Here is a 15,178-nt window from a genome sequence, read left to right as displayed (position 1 = left end):
TGTGAAACCAAAACCAAGTTTGTTCAGCGGCACTTCGAACCACTGACGCAGGAATCTCTGGTTATCATTGGTCGACATCCCTTGCCTTGGTTTCGTCCTATCGCCAATGCTGGGCGAGTCGGCAAACAGGTCGAGCTCTTTCTCGCTCAACCAGTACGCAAGCGGACTGCCGGGAATCTTCGCGAAATCGACCGCCGACGAAGTAAACCTCGCTTTGGAATGCGGATCCGCAACCGCGGCTCGCAATGTCAATTGTTTTTCCGTCTCCGATTCTCCGTCAGTTAATCCAATGTAGACCCCGGAATAGCTTGGGCGGGATGACGACTCAAAGATGAACGCGGTCGTTGAAACGACTTCGCCGCCGATTGTATCGAATGCGCGAGGGCCCAAATGCGCGAGCGAAATCACGGTGTTCTCCTCAAGCAATCTGGCGCGAAGTTTCTCTAAAGAGGAAAGGAACATCCAGCTTTGCATTGTGACCATCGCAACTAGGCCGCCTCGATTAGCGAGCCCCATGTTGCGCTCGATAAACATTGCAAATAGATCGGACTTGGTTGCGGGAAAATTCTTCTTCACCCACGCCGTCATTGATGGATTCATTCCTCGATTGCCGAGGTACGGCGGGTTTGCGACGACGACGTGATACTTGGGACTCAGATAATCGGCCTGCCGCAGCGCCTTTAGCACTTTCTGGTGAACGCCCGCAAGGAACAGGTCTTCGCCCATCTGACGCTCGCGAAGTAACTCCAGCACTTCGCTCACGTCCGTCACCAGTGGACGGATCAGCGAACCAAAGTTGTCCGCTTCCTCCCACTGATTCACGACTCCCCGAATCCCGTCTGTGAATAAATCGGGGTCGACCTGTTCGATGTAGTCGGAAAGCACTTCTTGATCGAACGTAATGTTTTCTAGAACACAGACGTTGGGATTTTGGATTTTCGATTTTGGATTTTCGATTGCCGTTGCGGAGCCTTCGTCGAGCGGCTTGCGGGAGAAGAAGCGGCGGTCCTTTTCCCGGGCTTTCATGACGAGCGCAAAAGCGGCAAGAGCACCGGCACGCTGGTCGATCTCGACTCCGTAGAGATTCTGCTTGAGGATCAGACGCGGGATCTCGGTGGGCTGATAGCCTTGCTCTTCGTAGATCGCGTACAGCAGATCAAACGCATACGTCAGCATGTGACCGCTGCCGCAGGCCGGATCGCAGATTTTGATTTCTTCGGGGCTGCTGATACGCAGAAAGTCTTCGGATTTTGGATTTGCGATTTTGGATTTTGGATTGTCGGTTTCGGGCTCTTCTGGTCGAATGTAGTAGTCCATCTGTTCGATCAGCCCCGAGTCGGGATGGTTCAGCATCCATAGCCGGCCCAGCGAGTTCTCGACCAGATAGCGCACGATCCAGTGCGGCGTGAACAACTGCGTGGCCGCCGGGATGTTCTCGGGCGTGATCTTCTTGCCCTTCTTGAGGGCCGCAAAGACGTCGTCTTTCTTGTCCGCGATGTAGAACTGGTACAACCAGCCAAGCACCTCGACCGACTCCTCGGTGTGCTCGGGCGAGCAATTGATCGGCAGCAAAGCCTCGCGGGTATAGGCGAGAATCGAATTACCCGACAGCAAATCGTCGGGCAGCAGCAGCTCGGTAAAGTCCGCGATCTTCTCGAACATGAACGGCATCAAGCCGTGGTAATAATTGCACACCGCCACCAACAGCAACCGATATGCTTCGCCTTGCGGGTCGTCACTCGGATCGGTCTCATCCAGCAACCGCATGACCTTTTCACGTGTCGCCGCAGGAACCAGCTCCTCATCGACGTGCCCCATCTTGGCTTCAGCCAGAATCTCCGGCTGGAACTGGCCCTCCGGCGGGGAGACGACGCCGATCTTGGTGTAACGATTGACGTCCATGTAGCGCAATGCACAGAAGCGGTTGAACCACGTGTACGCCACCATCTCGATGGTCTGCTCTCGCCCCAGCTCCTTGATCTTCGCCTCAAGTTCCGCCACCGCCTTCGGACTCTCCCGGCGCGCAAGGCTCCCGTCGGCCAGTACGGACTTCATGCGGGTGCCGACCAGTTCAAGTAGCGACTTGCGAGCCTGCGATGCGAACTTGCGTAGCTTGGATGTTTCCATCTGCGGATTTTGGATTTTCGATTGGGGATTTTGGATTGGGTTTGGGAACTAGGGACACTGCCTCATCTGCTCTGCCCCCCAAATGGAGGCGCAAGGTTGTCAATTCGGATTTGCGTTGTCGGGGCGGAGAAACATAGACAAACATAGAAAACAGCGGAAAACGCGGAGTTTCTGCCCCAGGACCCTGGATCTCGGAGCGACTTCGCGCAAAGAGAAACATAGAAACGTGCTGGCGCATCATCCTTCCTCCGGACCGGGAAAGTACCGTGTCCAGCGGCGATCGCCGGTCGTATGAGCCCTTTCCTCGCCCACAAGTTCGTTCAACATGGCCCGGACGGTCGCCCGATCGTCGTTTGGCAGGATCTCTTCAATTTGCGAAATGGCCACGCCATCGATACGGAAGTCGTCGAGAAACGCCTCGAGCGACTCCTTCTTGGCTTCGCGTTCCCGCATCCGTTCGTATGCCGCCTCACGCCCGAGAAACGAGTAGTACTGCCTGGGCAAAATGTACCGATCGCTTGACACCCTCTCGACCATCTTGAGTTCAAGAAGGCGATTCAGCGATTCCTGCGAACATCCGTGAAAAGGTTGCTCATGACTGAAGGCTTCCAAGGCGAGCCACTGCTCCGTGGAGAGCGATTCGAGGTCATCTAGATCGCACTGGAGGATGAATCGGACGAAGGACCGATTCAGTACCTGCCCCGCCATGACGACGCTGACGGTGTAGTCGTCGGATCGTGAATAGTCGGGAGTTCGCTTGCTGTCGCGAATCGCCAGTTGATACATCAAGTCAACGCCCTGGCCGGCTCGTTCCACCAAACCACACTTGGCGAATACTTCGGCGATGCGCCGATTTCTGGGCGACTGGCGAACGAGGATATTTTCGGGATTGATTTCCGGAGCGAATCCACCGGGACTATCGATTTCCAGCCGTTCGGGAAACTGGCGGATGAAGACGTTGCTGCCAAGCTGGTAACTGCGATGGCTGACCGCGTTGAGGATTGCTTCGCGGACCGCCCGTTCCTGAAAGGTGCGCACCTCCAGCACAAACGGACCGTCTTCATAATGCTGCTTATCGTTTCGGAGGTTGATCAACTCCCATAGCCGGTCGTAGTACAAGAAGAAGCCCTCGCAGAATTCTTCCCGTTGCTGAGCCGGACCCGCGGCGTTGGTGGAGCGGTACTCGAAGACGATCTCGGCTTGGCCACGAAATTTCCGGACTGCTTGTCGGGTACCGAACAGAATCAAGGCCGCATAGGTGAGCCCTTCATCGCTGCCGACCTCAATGTCGTACAGCAATTGTTCGACGGTAAGGGTGTCGATCGAGCTGTTGTTACTCTTCTTTTTCCAACGAGCCCGAAAGTCCTCGATCGCTTCTGTAGATAGATCCGACAGCGTCAGGCCGGGACAGACGTCTGCAGAAAAATCGTGTCCCGCCTCGGCGTAGATTTCACGTAATCTCTCACCGGACATGCCTACGAGACTCTCGTCTTGTCGGACCAGGTACTTGCCCCGAAATTGAATCGGAATCCCAACTGGCCTACTGGGAATGTGGAATACGAGTACGCGACCACCGGGATGTTGAACGACATCGAACGTAATGCCCAAGTGCAGTCGTTGATTAAGTTGGCTACGAGTTTCTTCGGGGTGGGGAAAGGCTTGCGAGCCAACAACGCATCGGGGCCGTCTATCCGTAACGCCTAAGATGATTTTGCCACCACCCTCGTTGGCCAACGCCACGCAATATTCGGTTAACTCATCAAGTCCGTAGCGAGTGCGCGCGGACTTGAACTCGAGGTTTTCTCCCTCAGCATCGGTGATCCATTTGTCGATTGTCGCTATATCGGTCATCAAACTTGATCTACCGGTCTCCCGGAACCCAATCCAAAATCCGCAATCATCCACCCAAAATGTCTACAGCTGGATCCTCTTCCCTTCTTTAACGGCTGAAACCATTGCCGCCCGGAGCGAATGCAGGTACCGATCTACGTCGCCCTCGGTCTGCAGCCACGGCTTGTCAAACGAAACATCGAGATGACTCATGCCGATGAATTCAATCCATTTTGGATTTTCGATTTTGGATTCCGGATTGGGAAGCTCCGCCGTCTCCTCGCTGTCGCTCGACCCGCCCGGCGGGACGGTGGCAGGTGCTGTCCATTGCGTGACCTTTCGCAAGATCCCGGTGTAGCCATTGGTCTCGAACCGTGTTGCCGCTTCCTTCACAACGGCGATGATCGGTTGGTTGCGGATCTGGCTGATCGTGTCGTCCACGACCGAGTCAATCTCTTTCCGCTGATCATCGCTGAGCGTCTCGTAACCCGGTATCGCCTTCAGCTTTTCGACTCGCGACTTGATCGCCTGCTCGGCGGAGTTACGAGCGTCGTCGGCCAGCGTTTCGAGCGAGCCACGCAGTGAATCCGTAAGTTCCTTGATTCGCTTCATCCCGTTGCCCGCAAAACAGCGCCCGTCGGCGAGAGCTGTTTCCAACTGGTCGGCTTCGTCGCCCTCGAGATAGGCGAAGTTGGTTCGATTGCGGTCGAGAAACTGTTTGGCGTCGGCGTAGAGCTGTGCGCCGCTACCCGTCATAAAGCGACGGATCGGATCGATCGTGTCTTCCTTGAGGTCCAACAGCTCCTCCGACTCGGATCCGAACTCGGTCAGGAAGTGCTTGTAGGACTTCTTGGCCAGCTTTCCCATCCGGTCCGCTGGATGCTCCAGGGCGGACAAAAACGGGTACTCGGACTTGCGTGCCACCAGCTCTCGCAACTCGTGGCCGAGATTCTCGAAAGCCTTGGCCGTCTCGGCGCCGAGCGCCCGGGCTTCATTGGCTCGCGGCGGAGTATCGAAGAACTGCTCGTAGAAATCCTTCAAAGCCCGAACGGCACTGGAGGGAAACTCGATCTGCGGCTCCAGCACGAGGTTTCCGTGTTTTTGCGTGTTCTTCAACGCAGCCAGCAATGCCTGCCCGTCCAGCAGTTCGCCATCACCGCGAGCTTCCACTTTCCCGCGGGCGATCAGCTTGGCAAGGATGCACTGGATCGCAGGTAGCGGCCAGCCAAACGGCTTGGTCTCAAAATCCTCGATCAGCATCTTCACCGTCGGACGGATCCCCTTGGCGGTCTGCCGGTTGATCACCGAAAGCATTTCATTCTCGGGTTCGCTCATCATCGCCGCATCGTTGCCGAACAAACCATCGCTCGATTCGTTCAAGCACTTTTCGATTTGCGCCTCGGTAAAGGTCACACCTCGCAGCATTGGCAGGTTCTTATAGGTGTGCTCGACGAGAGCCTCAAACCCCTCATGGATCCGCATTCCCGGATCTTCGCGGGTGGTTTCAATCTCCGAGCCCGCCACGAACATCCTTGCTTTGCCAACCAGCCGTTTGACGTGCTCAGTGAGTTGCTGTTCACGCTGCTGGTTCGTGGCGGTCTTGGCACTGAGGATCCGTTTGATATTTTCCTTATTCGTTGTCGAGAAATTCTGGCCGACGTACTTGGCCGTCTGTTTCATCAGCGTCAGATCGCGAATCAGTCGTGCATCACTGGGAAGCACAACAGTGACTTCGTCGTTCCCCATGTACGTCATCTTGACTTGATCGGGATTGTCGCAGTGCTCGTGGAACGGGCTAATGAAGTGAACCGCTAGTTCGTACTCACGCCCGTAGATCCGATCATCCAGCTTGCGTGTGAAGGAAAAGTCTCGCTTGTTAGGCTCGTAGCGGAGCTTGCGGGTCTTGAGGACCTTCTCGAACAGGATCTTGTTCAGCTCGTCGGCGATCTCCGATGAGTCGATCTCTGTGTTCTTGATCTCCTGCTCAACGTCTTTCTCTTCGTCGGTCAGGAACTCGTAGTAGTCGCCGTTCCGCTGGATGTAGACCTGGTTTTCCAGCAGGTTGAGCGCTTCCTCGACGTCCTTCTGGAGTTGTCCCAGATCCGCATCGAAGCGATCGATCATCAGTACCGTCAAGTTGTGGATCGATGCTTTAAATTCTTTGACGTACTTGACCAACAGCAGGGCTTTCAGAAGCCGCACGGCCAGCGGGTTGTCGAGGTGTTTTTCGGCAGCGCGGACCGAGAGCAGATGACTTTTCAGCGCAGACGCGATGCCCTTGTACATCAAATCGAAAGTGGCCAGCTTGCCGATGTTCTCGTCGGCGATCTGCACGGCAACTTCCTGAAAAACGCCCAACATCGACCGTTCGCCTACGCTGCTGTGCTTGCCTTCGAACGCGTTGTGGGTGGAAAGGCCACGGATGGCTAATTGGAACAGTTCGAACTGGTAGGGAATAAACGGATAGCAGTCGAAGAAGTGTTCTTCGTCTCGGAAGTTGCGATACTTCTGGCCAACGGTGAATTCGAACAGCGTTCGGAAGTTGCCTGCCTCCCGTTCGTAGATGGGACGCAACGTGTCTTCACCGTCGGGCGTCTTGGCCAGCAGCCGCTTTTGGATGACTTCAGCAACGTTCGTGCTGGTCAGCTTCATGCGGGTCTTGAAGCGTGCTTGGATTTTGGAGAAGTCATTCGACTGCTCTTTCGTCATTTCGCCGATGACGTTGGCCATGTCCTCCTGGGCGGTCACAATTACCCAGGAACGACCGCGGCACTTGGTCGCCAAACTTTCGGCAATCGTTTGCAGGTTGGTCATCAACTTTGTGTTGTCGGCGATGTACTGGCCTGCCTCGTCGACAAAGAAGTTCAGCCGAAAGTCCTTGCCCTGGCTGTCGATGTAGCGTTTAACTTGCTCTGCGAAATCTTCGATCGATAGCTTGTAGTCGTCCTTGTACTTGCCAATGACACCTTCGACCTTTTCGCCCGTGACTTCCTGGAACGCCTTGTCGATGCTGCTGCCGACGCGGAGCACGCGCTCGCGACCGGTCGCCCAAGGCATCCCAGCGTGCTTTTCAAATGCGTCACGAAAATCCGACAGCAAGCCGTCTTGGTCCAGCTGACGCTCGAAGTTCGCAATGTAGCCTTGCTTGCCGTAGTACCCGCAGTGCTCGTCGAAAACCTTGACAAAAACGGCCAGCAACGCATCAACATCCTGCTTGCTGATGACGTCAGCTTTCTGGTCGATGTTGAACAGAATGCTTTCCGAAGGGATGGCAACTGCCTTGTCGATCCGGCCGGCGAGCATTGCGTCCTCGCACTTGCCGCGGAACACCTCGTGTACGTTGACGCCGTCAATCGCCCTGTTGGGTAACAGCAGCGAGATCATTTTCAGCATGTGCGACTTACCGCACCCGAACCAACCGGAGATCCAGACACCATTGGCGTTCTGGTAGTCGGTGTAGGCCTCGAGAAAATCATCGAACCGACGTTCGATCTCGTCGGTCAAGACGTACTCTTCGACTTCCGTCTTCAGACCGACTTCGTCGTCAGCCTTGATGACGCCTTCAATAGGGCGATCGATCTTGTTCTTGAAAATCGTTCTCAGTTGCACGGCTATGCCTCTCGGTCGTACAGATTGAAAGCCCGGTAGTACTTGTCATCACGCAATCGCCCGAACAGATCGAGCGATGCGCCATCTTCGAGCGAGTGGGAGTAATCGCCCGGAAAGAACATCACCAGCGGCTGCTCCTTGGCGACGCTTTGCAGGTTGTTCAGCACGGTATGCGAACGGATGAACGGGTAGACTTCGCCAACACCGCACAGGAAGGAAACATCGAACTCCGCATCGGCCATCTTGGCCGCAATTGCGGGTGCCAGTTTCGTTTGCGGATCGGTCAGACTCTGAAGGGCTTCTAGCAGCTCGCGTTTGTCGTGTTTGGATTCGTTCTCAATCCAAAAATCCCAATCACCCAGCTCGTCCATCAGCTCTTTGGAAAGATCGTAAAGATCAATTTCCAGTACGCGGACGCCCTTGTGCTTCAGCTTGCGGATCAGCTGTCCGCGCAGTTTCTCCATCTCGATCGCTTCGGACGGATCGAACGGCACGACGAAGAAAGGCACTTCGTTGCCGATGCCTTCCATGCGCAAGAAGCGCTGGCTGCCGATCACTGTGAGCAAGTGATCGAAGCGGTCGGCGATCGGGGCCGATTTGAGGTGTTGATTCATTCAACAAGTCTCCTATTCCGGAACGGCTGTGGGAAATAGGAGGAAATGCTCCGGCGAGTCATCGCGGATGACTCGCGTCAGGTTCTCTGAAAAAATTGGAGGAAGAATGGCGCCTTCCGGCGACAGCATTTCCGATTCACGAAGCATCCGCAGCATGACGGTTTGCAGTTTTGTTCTCGTCGACGGTGCCAACTTTTCCAATTCCTCATGCCAAATCGTTTTGTTGTCAATGAAGCGATCGACATCATCTCGGTCGAGTGAAAGATCAAGCTGCAGATATTTCGACCGCAGAACATCACGGGCAAAGTCGGCCAGGATTTGATACTTCAAGCAGCAAGCCAACCAGAGGATCAGCTTTTGCTCTTGCCTGCCGCCTTCGGCCAGCAGTTGGATTTCATCACGACTGAGTGCTTGAAGCCGATTGCGAACTTCCCGCAGTTTCCTCTTGGCGGTGCTCTCGGTTCGACTTTGCAGCAGGTTCCCATCCTGGACAGCTTTGATGGCGACCTTCCAGTCAAAACGAGCACGCAGCAGCTCTTCGGCCACCACGAGAGACTCGTGGTAGAGAAGGCCACCAGCGGTGAACGAAAGGACGTAGGGCGTCGCGACCATCATTTGCTCGAACAGCGGAAACTCGCCCAATCGCACTTCGGCCTGCGCCCCGCCGCATTAATCTCCTTTACTTCACTTCGGTTTCTTCGGATTCGCTCCGCCATCGCTGCTTGGTCGCTGAGCCGATTCCAACAGCGAATCCAGCTCGTCTTGTTTAAAGAGCCGGTAGCCGTTCACCGGATGGCGGTGAGCAACAATCTTTCCAGCGTTTTCCCAGTTTCGCAGCGTGTTTGGCGAGACGCCGAGATACTCGGCCGCTTCCGAGACCCGCAAAAACTCATTGAGCCTGTTCATGGACGCTCTCCGGCTGACCAACGATGTCCCCTGATTGCCAAACCCTACCAAGAACTATTGAGATTGCCAATCAGGGGGTTCGGGAGCCGTACGCGCCGAAGGGCGGTGGGTCACGCCGCCGGTTCTGGGGCTGCGCCATATCTCGTGTGGTATCAGGGAGCGGGAATGGCAATCTACGAAATCTGCAGCGACGAGATTCGCAAGCTCACCGAGACGACGTTTAGTGCTGTTGGAGTAACTGAACGAGGTGACTTGCAGCGGCTGCTTCGAAAGCAGATCGACTCGTTTCTCCGTCGTGAGTGCCAAACTCTAGCACACGGATAACGCAAATGGTTCAGCTGAGGCAAATCACAATTGCCTGGCATCGTTGACGGCCGCTTCGAGGTTGGTGAACTGCAGTTGACGGAGTTGACTCATGTGTCTTCGACATCTCGGTAGAATCTGAATCTTTCGAAGCCATTATGGGCGGCTCGTCTATGGATTGACACCAGCGATGAAACCCATGCAATTCAAGTCCGCCCGGCATGCAGCGATGATCGTGACCGCCTCCGCACGCTGCAGTTTGATGCATTCGGTGGCGACGATGGGTCCAGTGATCGTGAGCTCAGTTGAAGAGATGCTCGACGATCCGACGGCGAAACCGATCTGTTCATTCGTTGCCGCGCCTCTGAGTGTCGCCCCTCCGGGGCTTTGTTTGGTTTGCGCACCGGGACCGGCGGTTGACCGGCCTGTCGAATTAAACCTCTAATTCGACGTTGCTGATGGCTTCCCCCCTTTCCCCCCGCTCGCTGACTGCGCAGCGATTCTACGGGAGGCAGCGCGTCGGGTAGGAGGGAATACGGACGGGGAAAGGCTACGCTGCCGAAGGTTGCGGTGATGGTGGGTCAGCGTTGCTTTGAATGAGTGATACCAGGCGGTGAAGGTTGAATGCCGTCACCGACCAACGCCACTGCTGTGCGACCTTCTGACGGCCTCGCACCGTGAACTGACGCAGACCGAATCGTTGCTTAATCATCGCAAACGGACGTTCGCCGGGAGCACGACGCCGGGCGTACTTCTTCTGAGCCTCGTCGCTGGCCATCTTCTCGGCGTGCTCGATCCGGTCGGCTTCGTAATGCGTGTGGCGAATCCGGCGACGCCCCGATTTTGCATCCACGCAAGTGGCCATCAGCGGACAACCTTTGCAGTCTTCGGAATGCGATTGATAGTGATGGCGAATCACATCGCGGCCGTTCTCTCGCTCGGTCGTCGTTGAGCAGCGTGGCAGCACTTTGCCCTCGGGGCAGCGGTAGTGATCTTCCTCAGGAACATAGACGAATGCTTCCTTGTCCAGCTTGGTCAGCTTCTTACCACCAACGGTAACTTTACGCGTTGGTAAGCGGTCCTGGTCTTCGGCCGCTACGGGCTGCGTCAGGTCTTCGCGAATCGCGGGATTGTCAGCGTGCTTGCGAAGGTTGATCGGTGAATGGAAATCGATGCCACGCTCCTTGCAGCCAACGATGTTTTCGCCGCTACTCATCAAGCCGTCGGCGAGCACTTCAGGAACCGGTTTTTCCAAACCCAAGTTCTGCTGCACCGCGTCGAGCGTGCCGAGCATATCGCGGTCTTCGTGGTGGCCGAAAACCACGTCGGCGTCGACTGCGATGCCGCTGTCGATGTCCACCGTCGCGGTGGGCGTGTAGTTGGGCGCAAAGCCGCCTTCTTTGTTTTTGGACACACGGCTTTCTGAGTCCGTGATGGGAAGTCGCGTGGGTTCTTTCAGGCCACGTTTCTTGATTTCGTTGAGTTCTTCGATCGCTGCGTCGACCTTGGACTTGCGAGCTTGGATGTCTTGCAGCGAATTGGGTAATTGATCGCGGCTGTGCTGGCCGAGCAGGTCGGTCTGCTCGGCGTCGGCCTGTTCAGCTTGGCGCTTAGCCTCGTCGTACTGCTTGCCGAGCTCTGCTTGTAGCTCACGAAGTTCTTCAGGGGTCCTCGTGCCGCTTCGCCGGTTGTTCGCTTTGATGCGTGTGGCGTCATAACCCAGCGAGGCCAGCGGCAGATGTCCCATCTGAGCGGCGATCTGGACAATCTGAATGAACAAGTCCTTCAGGGCCACATCGTTATCAACGCGAAAGTTGCAGATGGTTGAGTGATCCAGGTTCGTACCATGAGCAAGCCAACGGAAGTCCAAGCGGACACTGATTGCCTCTTCCAGATCACGCGAGGAATGGATCCGTCGCAGGATGCCATAGAGGATCACCGAAGCAATGATGCGCGGGTGAATCTGCGGACGTCCTCGGTTGCTCCCTTTCCGCTTTTTACCTTTGCACTGACGTGCCGCCGACCAGGGCTGCCAATCGACTCTTTCGAGCAACTCATCAAGCAGCCGTACCCCGTGGCCCGGCGGCACGGCTTCATCAAGTCGTTCGGGAAAAAGGACAGCTTGCTGCCGATCCAGTGGTCGCTGGGCAAAATTCATCGAGGGCTCCTGGGATGCCGCCCAGGATAGCGCCCCACGGCTGAAATCCCAGCCCAAATCGCCTGAATAATTCGACAGGCCGTGACACCGCCGGCAGGGGCTGTGTCGCCCTTCGGGCTGAGCAGTGGCGTAGGTGAGTTGCGTGCGACTTCTGCGCGAGCGGCGTTGGCCGTTGGTCCCTAGCCCGCAGGGTGGCACAACGCCTGTCGGAGGCGTGAGTCACGGGGATGTTCACTACAAACAACCTCAAACTCCGAAGCGGTGACGAGTGTCGCCCCTCCGGGGCTTTTTTTAGTTTGCGCACCTAGACCGGCGGTTGATACCGCCGGCAGGGGCTGTGTCGCCCTCCGGGCTGAGCAGTAGGGGCTGTGTCGCCCTCCGGGCTGAGCAGTGACGTAGGTGAGTTGCGTGCGACTTCTGCGCGAGCGGCGTGGGCCGTTCGTCCTTAGCCCGCAGGGTGGCACAACGCCTGTCGGAGGCGTGAGTCACGGGGATGTTCACTACCAACAACCTCAAGCCCCGGAGCGGGGTGACGTGCCCCTACTGCGGATGCCCGCCGCTTTTGTCGATCTGGATGGCGAGGTGGCGTCGCCAGCGAGCGTCGTCGGTTTCGGGGAAATCGGTGCGGAAGTGCACGCCTCGCGATTCTTCTCGGGCGAGGGCCGCGGTGGCCATCATCCGCGAGGTCAGCAGCATGTTCTGCGTCTCCCAGCCAATTTCCGACTGGAACTGCTGGGGCATCACGTAGGCAAAGAACGAGTCGATCGTGGTGATCGCTTCGCGCAGTCCGGCCGCATCACGCTGGACGCTGACCAGCCGTCCCATCAGACTTTTCAGGGTCGCCCGGATGTCGGCGAAATCCAGCGATTGAGCTTTCCGGGTGACTGTGGAGCTCTCGATGGGCAAGGCCGTCATCGTGTCGGGCATCTCGGCGGCCGCGCGCGCGGCGCCCTGACCGGCAAACGCTCCGTAGACCAAACCTTCCAGCAGGCTGTTGCTGGCCAAGCGGTTTGCCCCGTGCAGGCCGGTGCTGGTCACTTCGCCGGCGGCCCACAGGCCCGGCAGACTGGTTCGTCCGGCCCGATCCACCGTCACACCGCCGACCATGTAATGCGCCCCGGGCCGCACCGGAATCCGATCCTCGGCGATATCCAAACCAAACTTGGCGCACGTCGCGGCGATCCCTGGAAAACGCGCCAGCACCAGATCCCGGTCCAGGTGCGAGAGGTCCAGGTACACACAATTGTGCTGGGTTTTCGTCATCTGCTGGATGATCGATTGGCTGACCACGTCGCGCGGCGCCAGTTCCGCACGGCGATCGTACTCGGGCATAAAACGATCGCCGTTGACATCCACCAGGTAGGCACCCTCGCCGCGAACGGCCTCGGTGATCAACGACCGGGACGAACCGGCGATGTACAGCACGGTGGGATGGAACTGGATGAATTCCATGTCGCGCAGCTCGACTCCCGCGCGAAACGCCAGCGCAAATCCGTCGCCGGTGGCGACCGGAGGGTTGGTCGATTCGCGGTACACCTGTCCGACGCCGCCGGTACAGAGGATCGTCTGTTTGGCCCAGACCAGCGTGGGCGGCCCTTGGTCGCGCGAGATCACCGCTCCGCGGCACTGACCGTCGTGGGTCAACAGGTCCAGGGTGAAGGCTTGTTCCCAGATCTGGTTATTGGCCCGCTGGCGCGTGTACTGGATCATCGCCCGCATCACTTCCCGCCCGGTGGCGTCGCCGTGGGCGTGGACGATACGCTGGTGGCTGTGTCCGCCTTCGCGGCCGAGCGCCAGTTTTCCCTGAGACTTGTCGAATTGCGTGCCCCACTCGATCAGCTCTTCGATCCGTCGCGGCCCTTCGCGGATGACCATTTCGGCCACCTCCGAATCGCAGAGATTCCCTCCAGCAAGTATGGTATCGGAGACATGACTCTCGAAATCGTCCCCCGGGCCCAGCACGCCGGCGATCCCACCCTGGGCATAGTTGCTGTTCGATTCCCGCAGTTTGTCTTTGGTTACCAGCAGCACGCTCTGATGTGGGTGGGCGGCGTTGGCCGCCCGCAAGCCCGCCAAACCGCTGCCAATGACCAACAAGTCGACGAAATGGTGCGGAACCTGTTTGGGGTGAAAGGGCACAAGGTAACGGGGCGTCATGGGCTCGGTTGCTGGGCTCGGTTGCTGGACGAGGGGGGACTGAGAAATGCCGAGTATAGCGGGCGACTGGCCGGCGCGATGCTGGTAGCATTGTGAAACCGAAAACCACCCGAATCCAACGGAACGAGTTAAAGTGAGCGAACTGAGACGTCGCATCTGGCCCCGCCATCGGGGGCCTCGCCGCCGGCGCCGCCTGACCCTTGCCGTCCTGCCCACGATGCTGACCCTGGGCAACGGCGTGTGCGGGATGGCGTCGATCGCCGTGGCCGTCAGCGTGAATCTGCCTTGGGAAGACGACCAGAAACTGTTTATCGCCGGGTGCCTGATCTTTATCGGCATGCTGTTCGACGCCCTCGATGGCTCGGCCGCCCGCATGACGAACCAGTCCAGTCAGTTCGGAGCCGAACTGGACAGCCTGTGCGATGCGATTACCTTTGGCGCCGCCCCGGCGGTCATCCTGTGGCGGTTCAGCGACGTGTTTCCGCATCGTTTGTCCTGGGCCATCGGCGTCGTGTTCACCCTGTGCGTGTTGATCCGCCTGGCGCGGTTTAATGTGGAAACCGAGGAGGACGACCCGCACGAGGGATTCGAAGGCCTGCCCAGCCCGGCCGCCGCCGGCACGATCGCCTCGTTCGTCATCAGCGTGCCCCACCTGCACTCGTTGACCACCAATGGTTACGGCGAGCGGATTCAGGATCTGGCCAATACGGCCCTGACCGTCTTTCAGTACGCCGTGCCGCTGATGACGTTGACGTTGGCCTACCTGATGGTGTCGCGGTTTCGCTACCCACATGTGGTCCAGCAGTGGTTGCGGGGCCGCAAAGCCCCGCACCAGATCGGGCAGGCGCTGTTCGTGATCGGCGGCGTTTTCCTGTTTAACGAGCTGGCCCTGCCGCTCGCCCTGTGCTTCTATGCGTTCAGCGGCCCGGTCCGCCATCTGGCCGTGCGGCTGGGCGTCACCAAGGCCGACGCCTCGTCCCCGACGCTGGTAACCGATCCCGAACCGCCGCCGACGGAAAGTTGAAAAAAACGCAGCCGTTCGCCGCCCCCGTAGCCGAACTCACCAGAGTTTGGATGAGTGACGCCTTTCGCTCCGCCGAAAGTTCCCCATCCTCGGTAACTGAACTCGCCGGAGTTGGGTGAGTGTCGTCTTTCGCTCCGCCGAAAGTTCCCCATCCCCGTAACTGAACTCGCCAGAGTTTGGATGAGTGTCGCCTTTCGCTCCGCCGAAAGTTCCCCATCCCCGTAGCCGAACTCGCCAGAGTTTGGATGAGTGTCGCCTTTCGCTCCGCCGAAAGTTCCCATCCCCGGTAGCTGAACTCGCCAGAGTTTGGATGAGTGTCGCCTTTCGCTCCGCCGAAAGTTCCCCATCCCCGTAACTGAACTCGCCAGAGTTTGGAAGTGGAATTGTCAACGCTGCGCAATACTTCCCGAAAACCGCAGCGAGTTAAGCTTGCAAGCATTTGCGCAAGTC

10 protein-coding genes are annotated in these 15,178 nt (G+C 57.6%); 2 read left to right on the top strand and 8 right to left on the bottom strand.

The window, feature by feature from the left end:
• The 6 genes from pglX to GE027_RS19375 all read right to left on the bottom strand — a co-directional run.
• On the bottom strand, positions 1-2,127 hold a 2,127-nt coding region (pglX, locus tag GE027_RS19400), incomplete at its 3' end, for a BREX-1 system adenine-specific DNA-methyltransferase PglX (RefSeq protein ID WP_153558879.1).
• 237 nt (positions 2,128-2,364) lie between these two features.
• Positions 2,365-3,978: an ATP-binding protein gene (locus GE027_RS19395; protein WP_153558878.1), complete on the bottom strand. Its 1,614-nt coding sequence runs from the start codon at positions 3,976-3,978 to the stop codon at positions 2,365-2,367.
• 63 nt (positions 3,979-4,041) lie between these two features.
• Positions 4,042-7,566 (bottom strand): BREX system P-loop protein BrxC, encoded by a 3,525-nt coding sequence (gene brxC / locus GE027_RS19390; RefSeq protein WP_153558877.1) that lies wholly within the window; start codon positions 7,564-7,566, stop codon positions 4,042-4,044.
• A gap of 2 nt (positions 7,567-7,568) precedes the next feature.
• Positions 7,569-8,123 carry a DUF1788 domain-containing protein gene (locus GE027_RS19385; RefSeq protein ID WP_202617475.1) on the bottom strand — a complete coding sequence of 185 codons (555 nt, stop codon included), beginning with the start codon at positions 8,121-8,123 and terminating at the stop codon, positions 7,569-7,571.
• Between the two features lie 69 nt (positions 8,124-8,192).
• Positions 8,193-8,822: a DUF1819 family protein gene (locus tag GE027_RS19380; protein WP_153558875.1), complete on the bottom strand. Its 630-nt coding sequence runs from the start codon at positions 8,820-8,822 to the stop codon at positions 8,193-8,195.
• Positions 8,823-8,864: 42 nt separating this feature from the next.
• Entirely contained in the window at positions 8,865-9,086 is a 222-nt protein-coding gene (locus GE027_RS19375) for a MerR family transcriptional regulator (protein WP_153558874.1), read from the bottom strand.
• A gap of 493 nt (positions 9,087-9,579) precedes the next feature.
• Between GE027_RS19375 and GE027_RS19370 the strand changes: the two genes are divergently transcribed.
• The gene (locus GE027_RS19370; RefSeq protein ID WP_153558873.1) at positions 9,580-9,834 is read left to right on the top strand and encodes a hypothetical protein; all 255 of its coding nucleotides are present in this window, start codon (positions 9,580-9,582) and stop codon (positions 9,832-9,834) included.
• Between the two features lie 105 nt (positions 9,835-9,939).
• On the opposite strand, the gene GE027_RS19365 is transcribed toward GE027_RS19370, so the two are convergent.
• Positions 9,940-11,547 carry an IS1182 family transposase gene (locus GE027_RS19365; protein WP_153558872.1) on the bottom strand — a complete coding sequence of 536 codons (1,608 nt, stop codon included), beginning with the start codon at positions 11,545-11,547 and terminating at the stop codon, positions 9,940-9,942.
• 540 nt (positions 11,548-12,087) lie between these two features.
• On the bottom strand, positions 12,088-13,704 hold the full coding sequence (gene nadB / locus GE027_RS19360; protein WP_153558871.1) for an L-aspartate oxidase: 1,617 nt from the start codon (positions 13,702-13,704) through the stop codon (positions 12,088-12,090).
• A 133-nt stretch (positions 13,705-13,837) separates the two neighbouring features.
• Between nadB and pssA the strand changes: the two genes are divergently transcribed.
• Positions 13,838-14,728: a CDP-diacylglycerol--serine O-phosphatidyltransferase gene (gene pssA / locus GE027_RS19355; RefSeq protein WP_237607664.1), complete on the top strand. Its 891-nt coding sequence runs from the start codon at positions 13,838-13,840 to the stop codon at positions 14,726-14,728.
• Positions 14,729-15,178: the final 450 nt, after the last annotated feature.

Source organism: Roseimaritima sediminicola (genome assembly GCF_009618275.1).
Classification (GTDB): Bacteria; Planctomycetota; Planctomycetia; order Pirellulales; family Pirellulaceae; genus Roseimaritima; species Roseimaritima sediminicola.
The sequence above is the reverse complement of the archived record's forward strand: the minus strand, read 5'-3'. Positions and strand labels throughout refer to the sequence as shown.

What these genes read in the sequence shown, in the direction of transcription:
- GE027_RS19395 (WP_153558878.1), bottom strand. Translation starts at nt 3,978, where the DNA reads ATGACCGATATAGCGACAATCGACAAATGGATCACCGATGCTGAGGGA.
- GE027_RS19375 (WP_153558874.1), bottom strand. Translation starts at nt 9,086, where the DNA reads ATGAACAGGCTCAATGAGTTTTTGCGGGTCTCGGAAGCGGCCGAGTAT.
- GE027_RS19370 (WP_153558873.1), top strand. Translation starts at nt 9,580, where the DNA reads ATGAAACCCATGCAATTCAAGTCCGCCCGGCATGCAGCGATGATCGTG.
- GE027_RS19365 (WP_153558872.1), bottom strand. Translation starts at nt 11,547, where the DNA reads ATGAATTTTGCCCAGCGACCACTGGATCGGCAGCAAGCTGTCCTTTTT.
- nadB (WP_153558871.1), bottom strand. Translation starts at nt 13,704, where the DNA reads ATGACGCCCCGTTACCTTGTGCCCTTTCACCCCAAACAGGTTCCGCAC.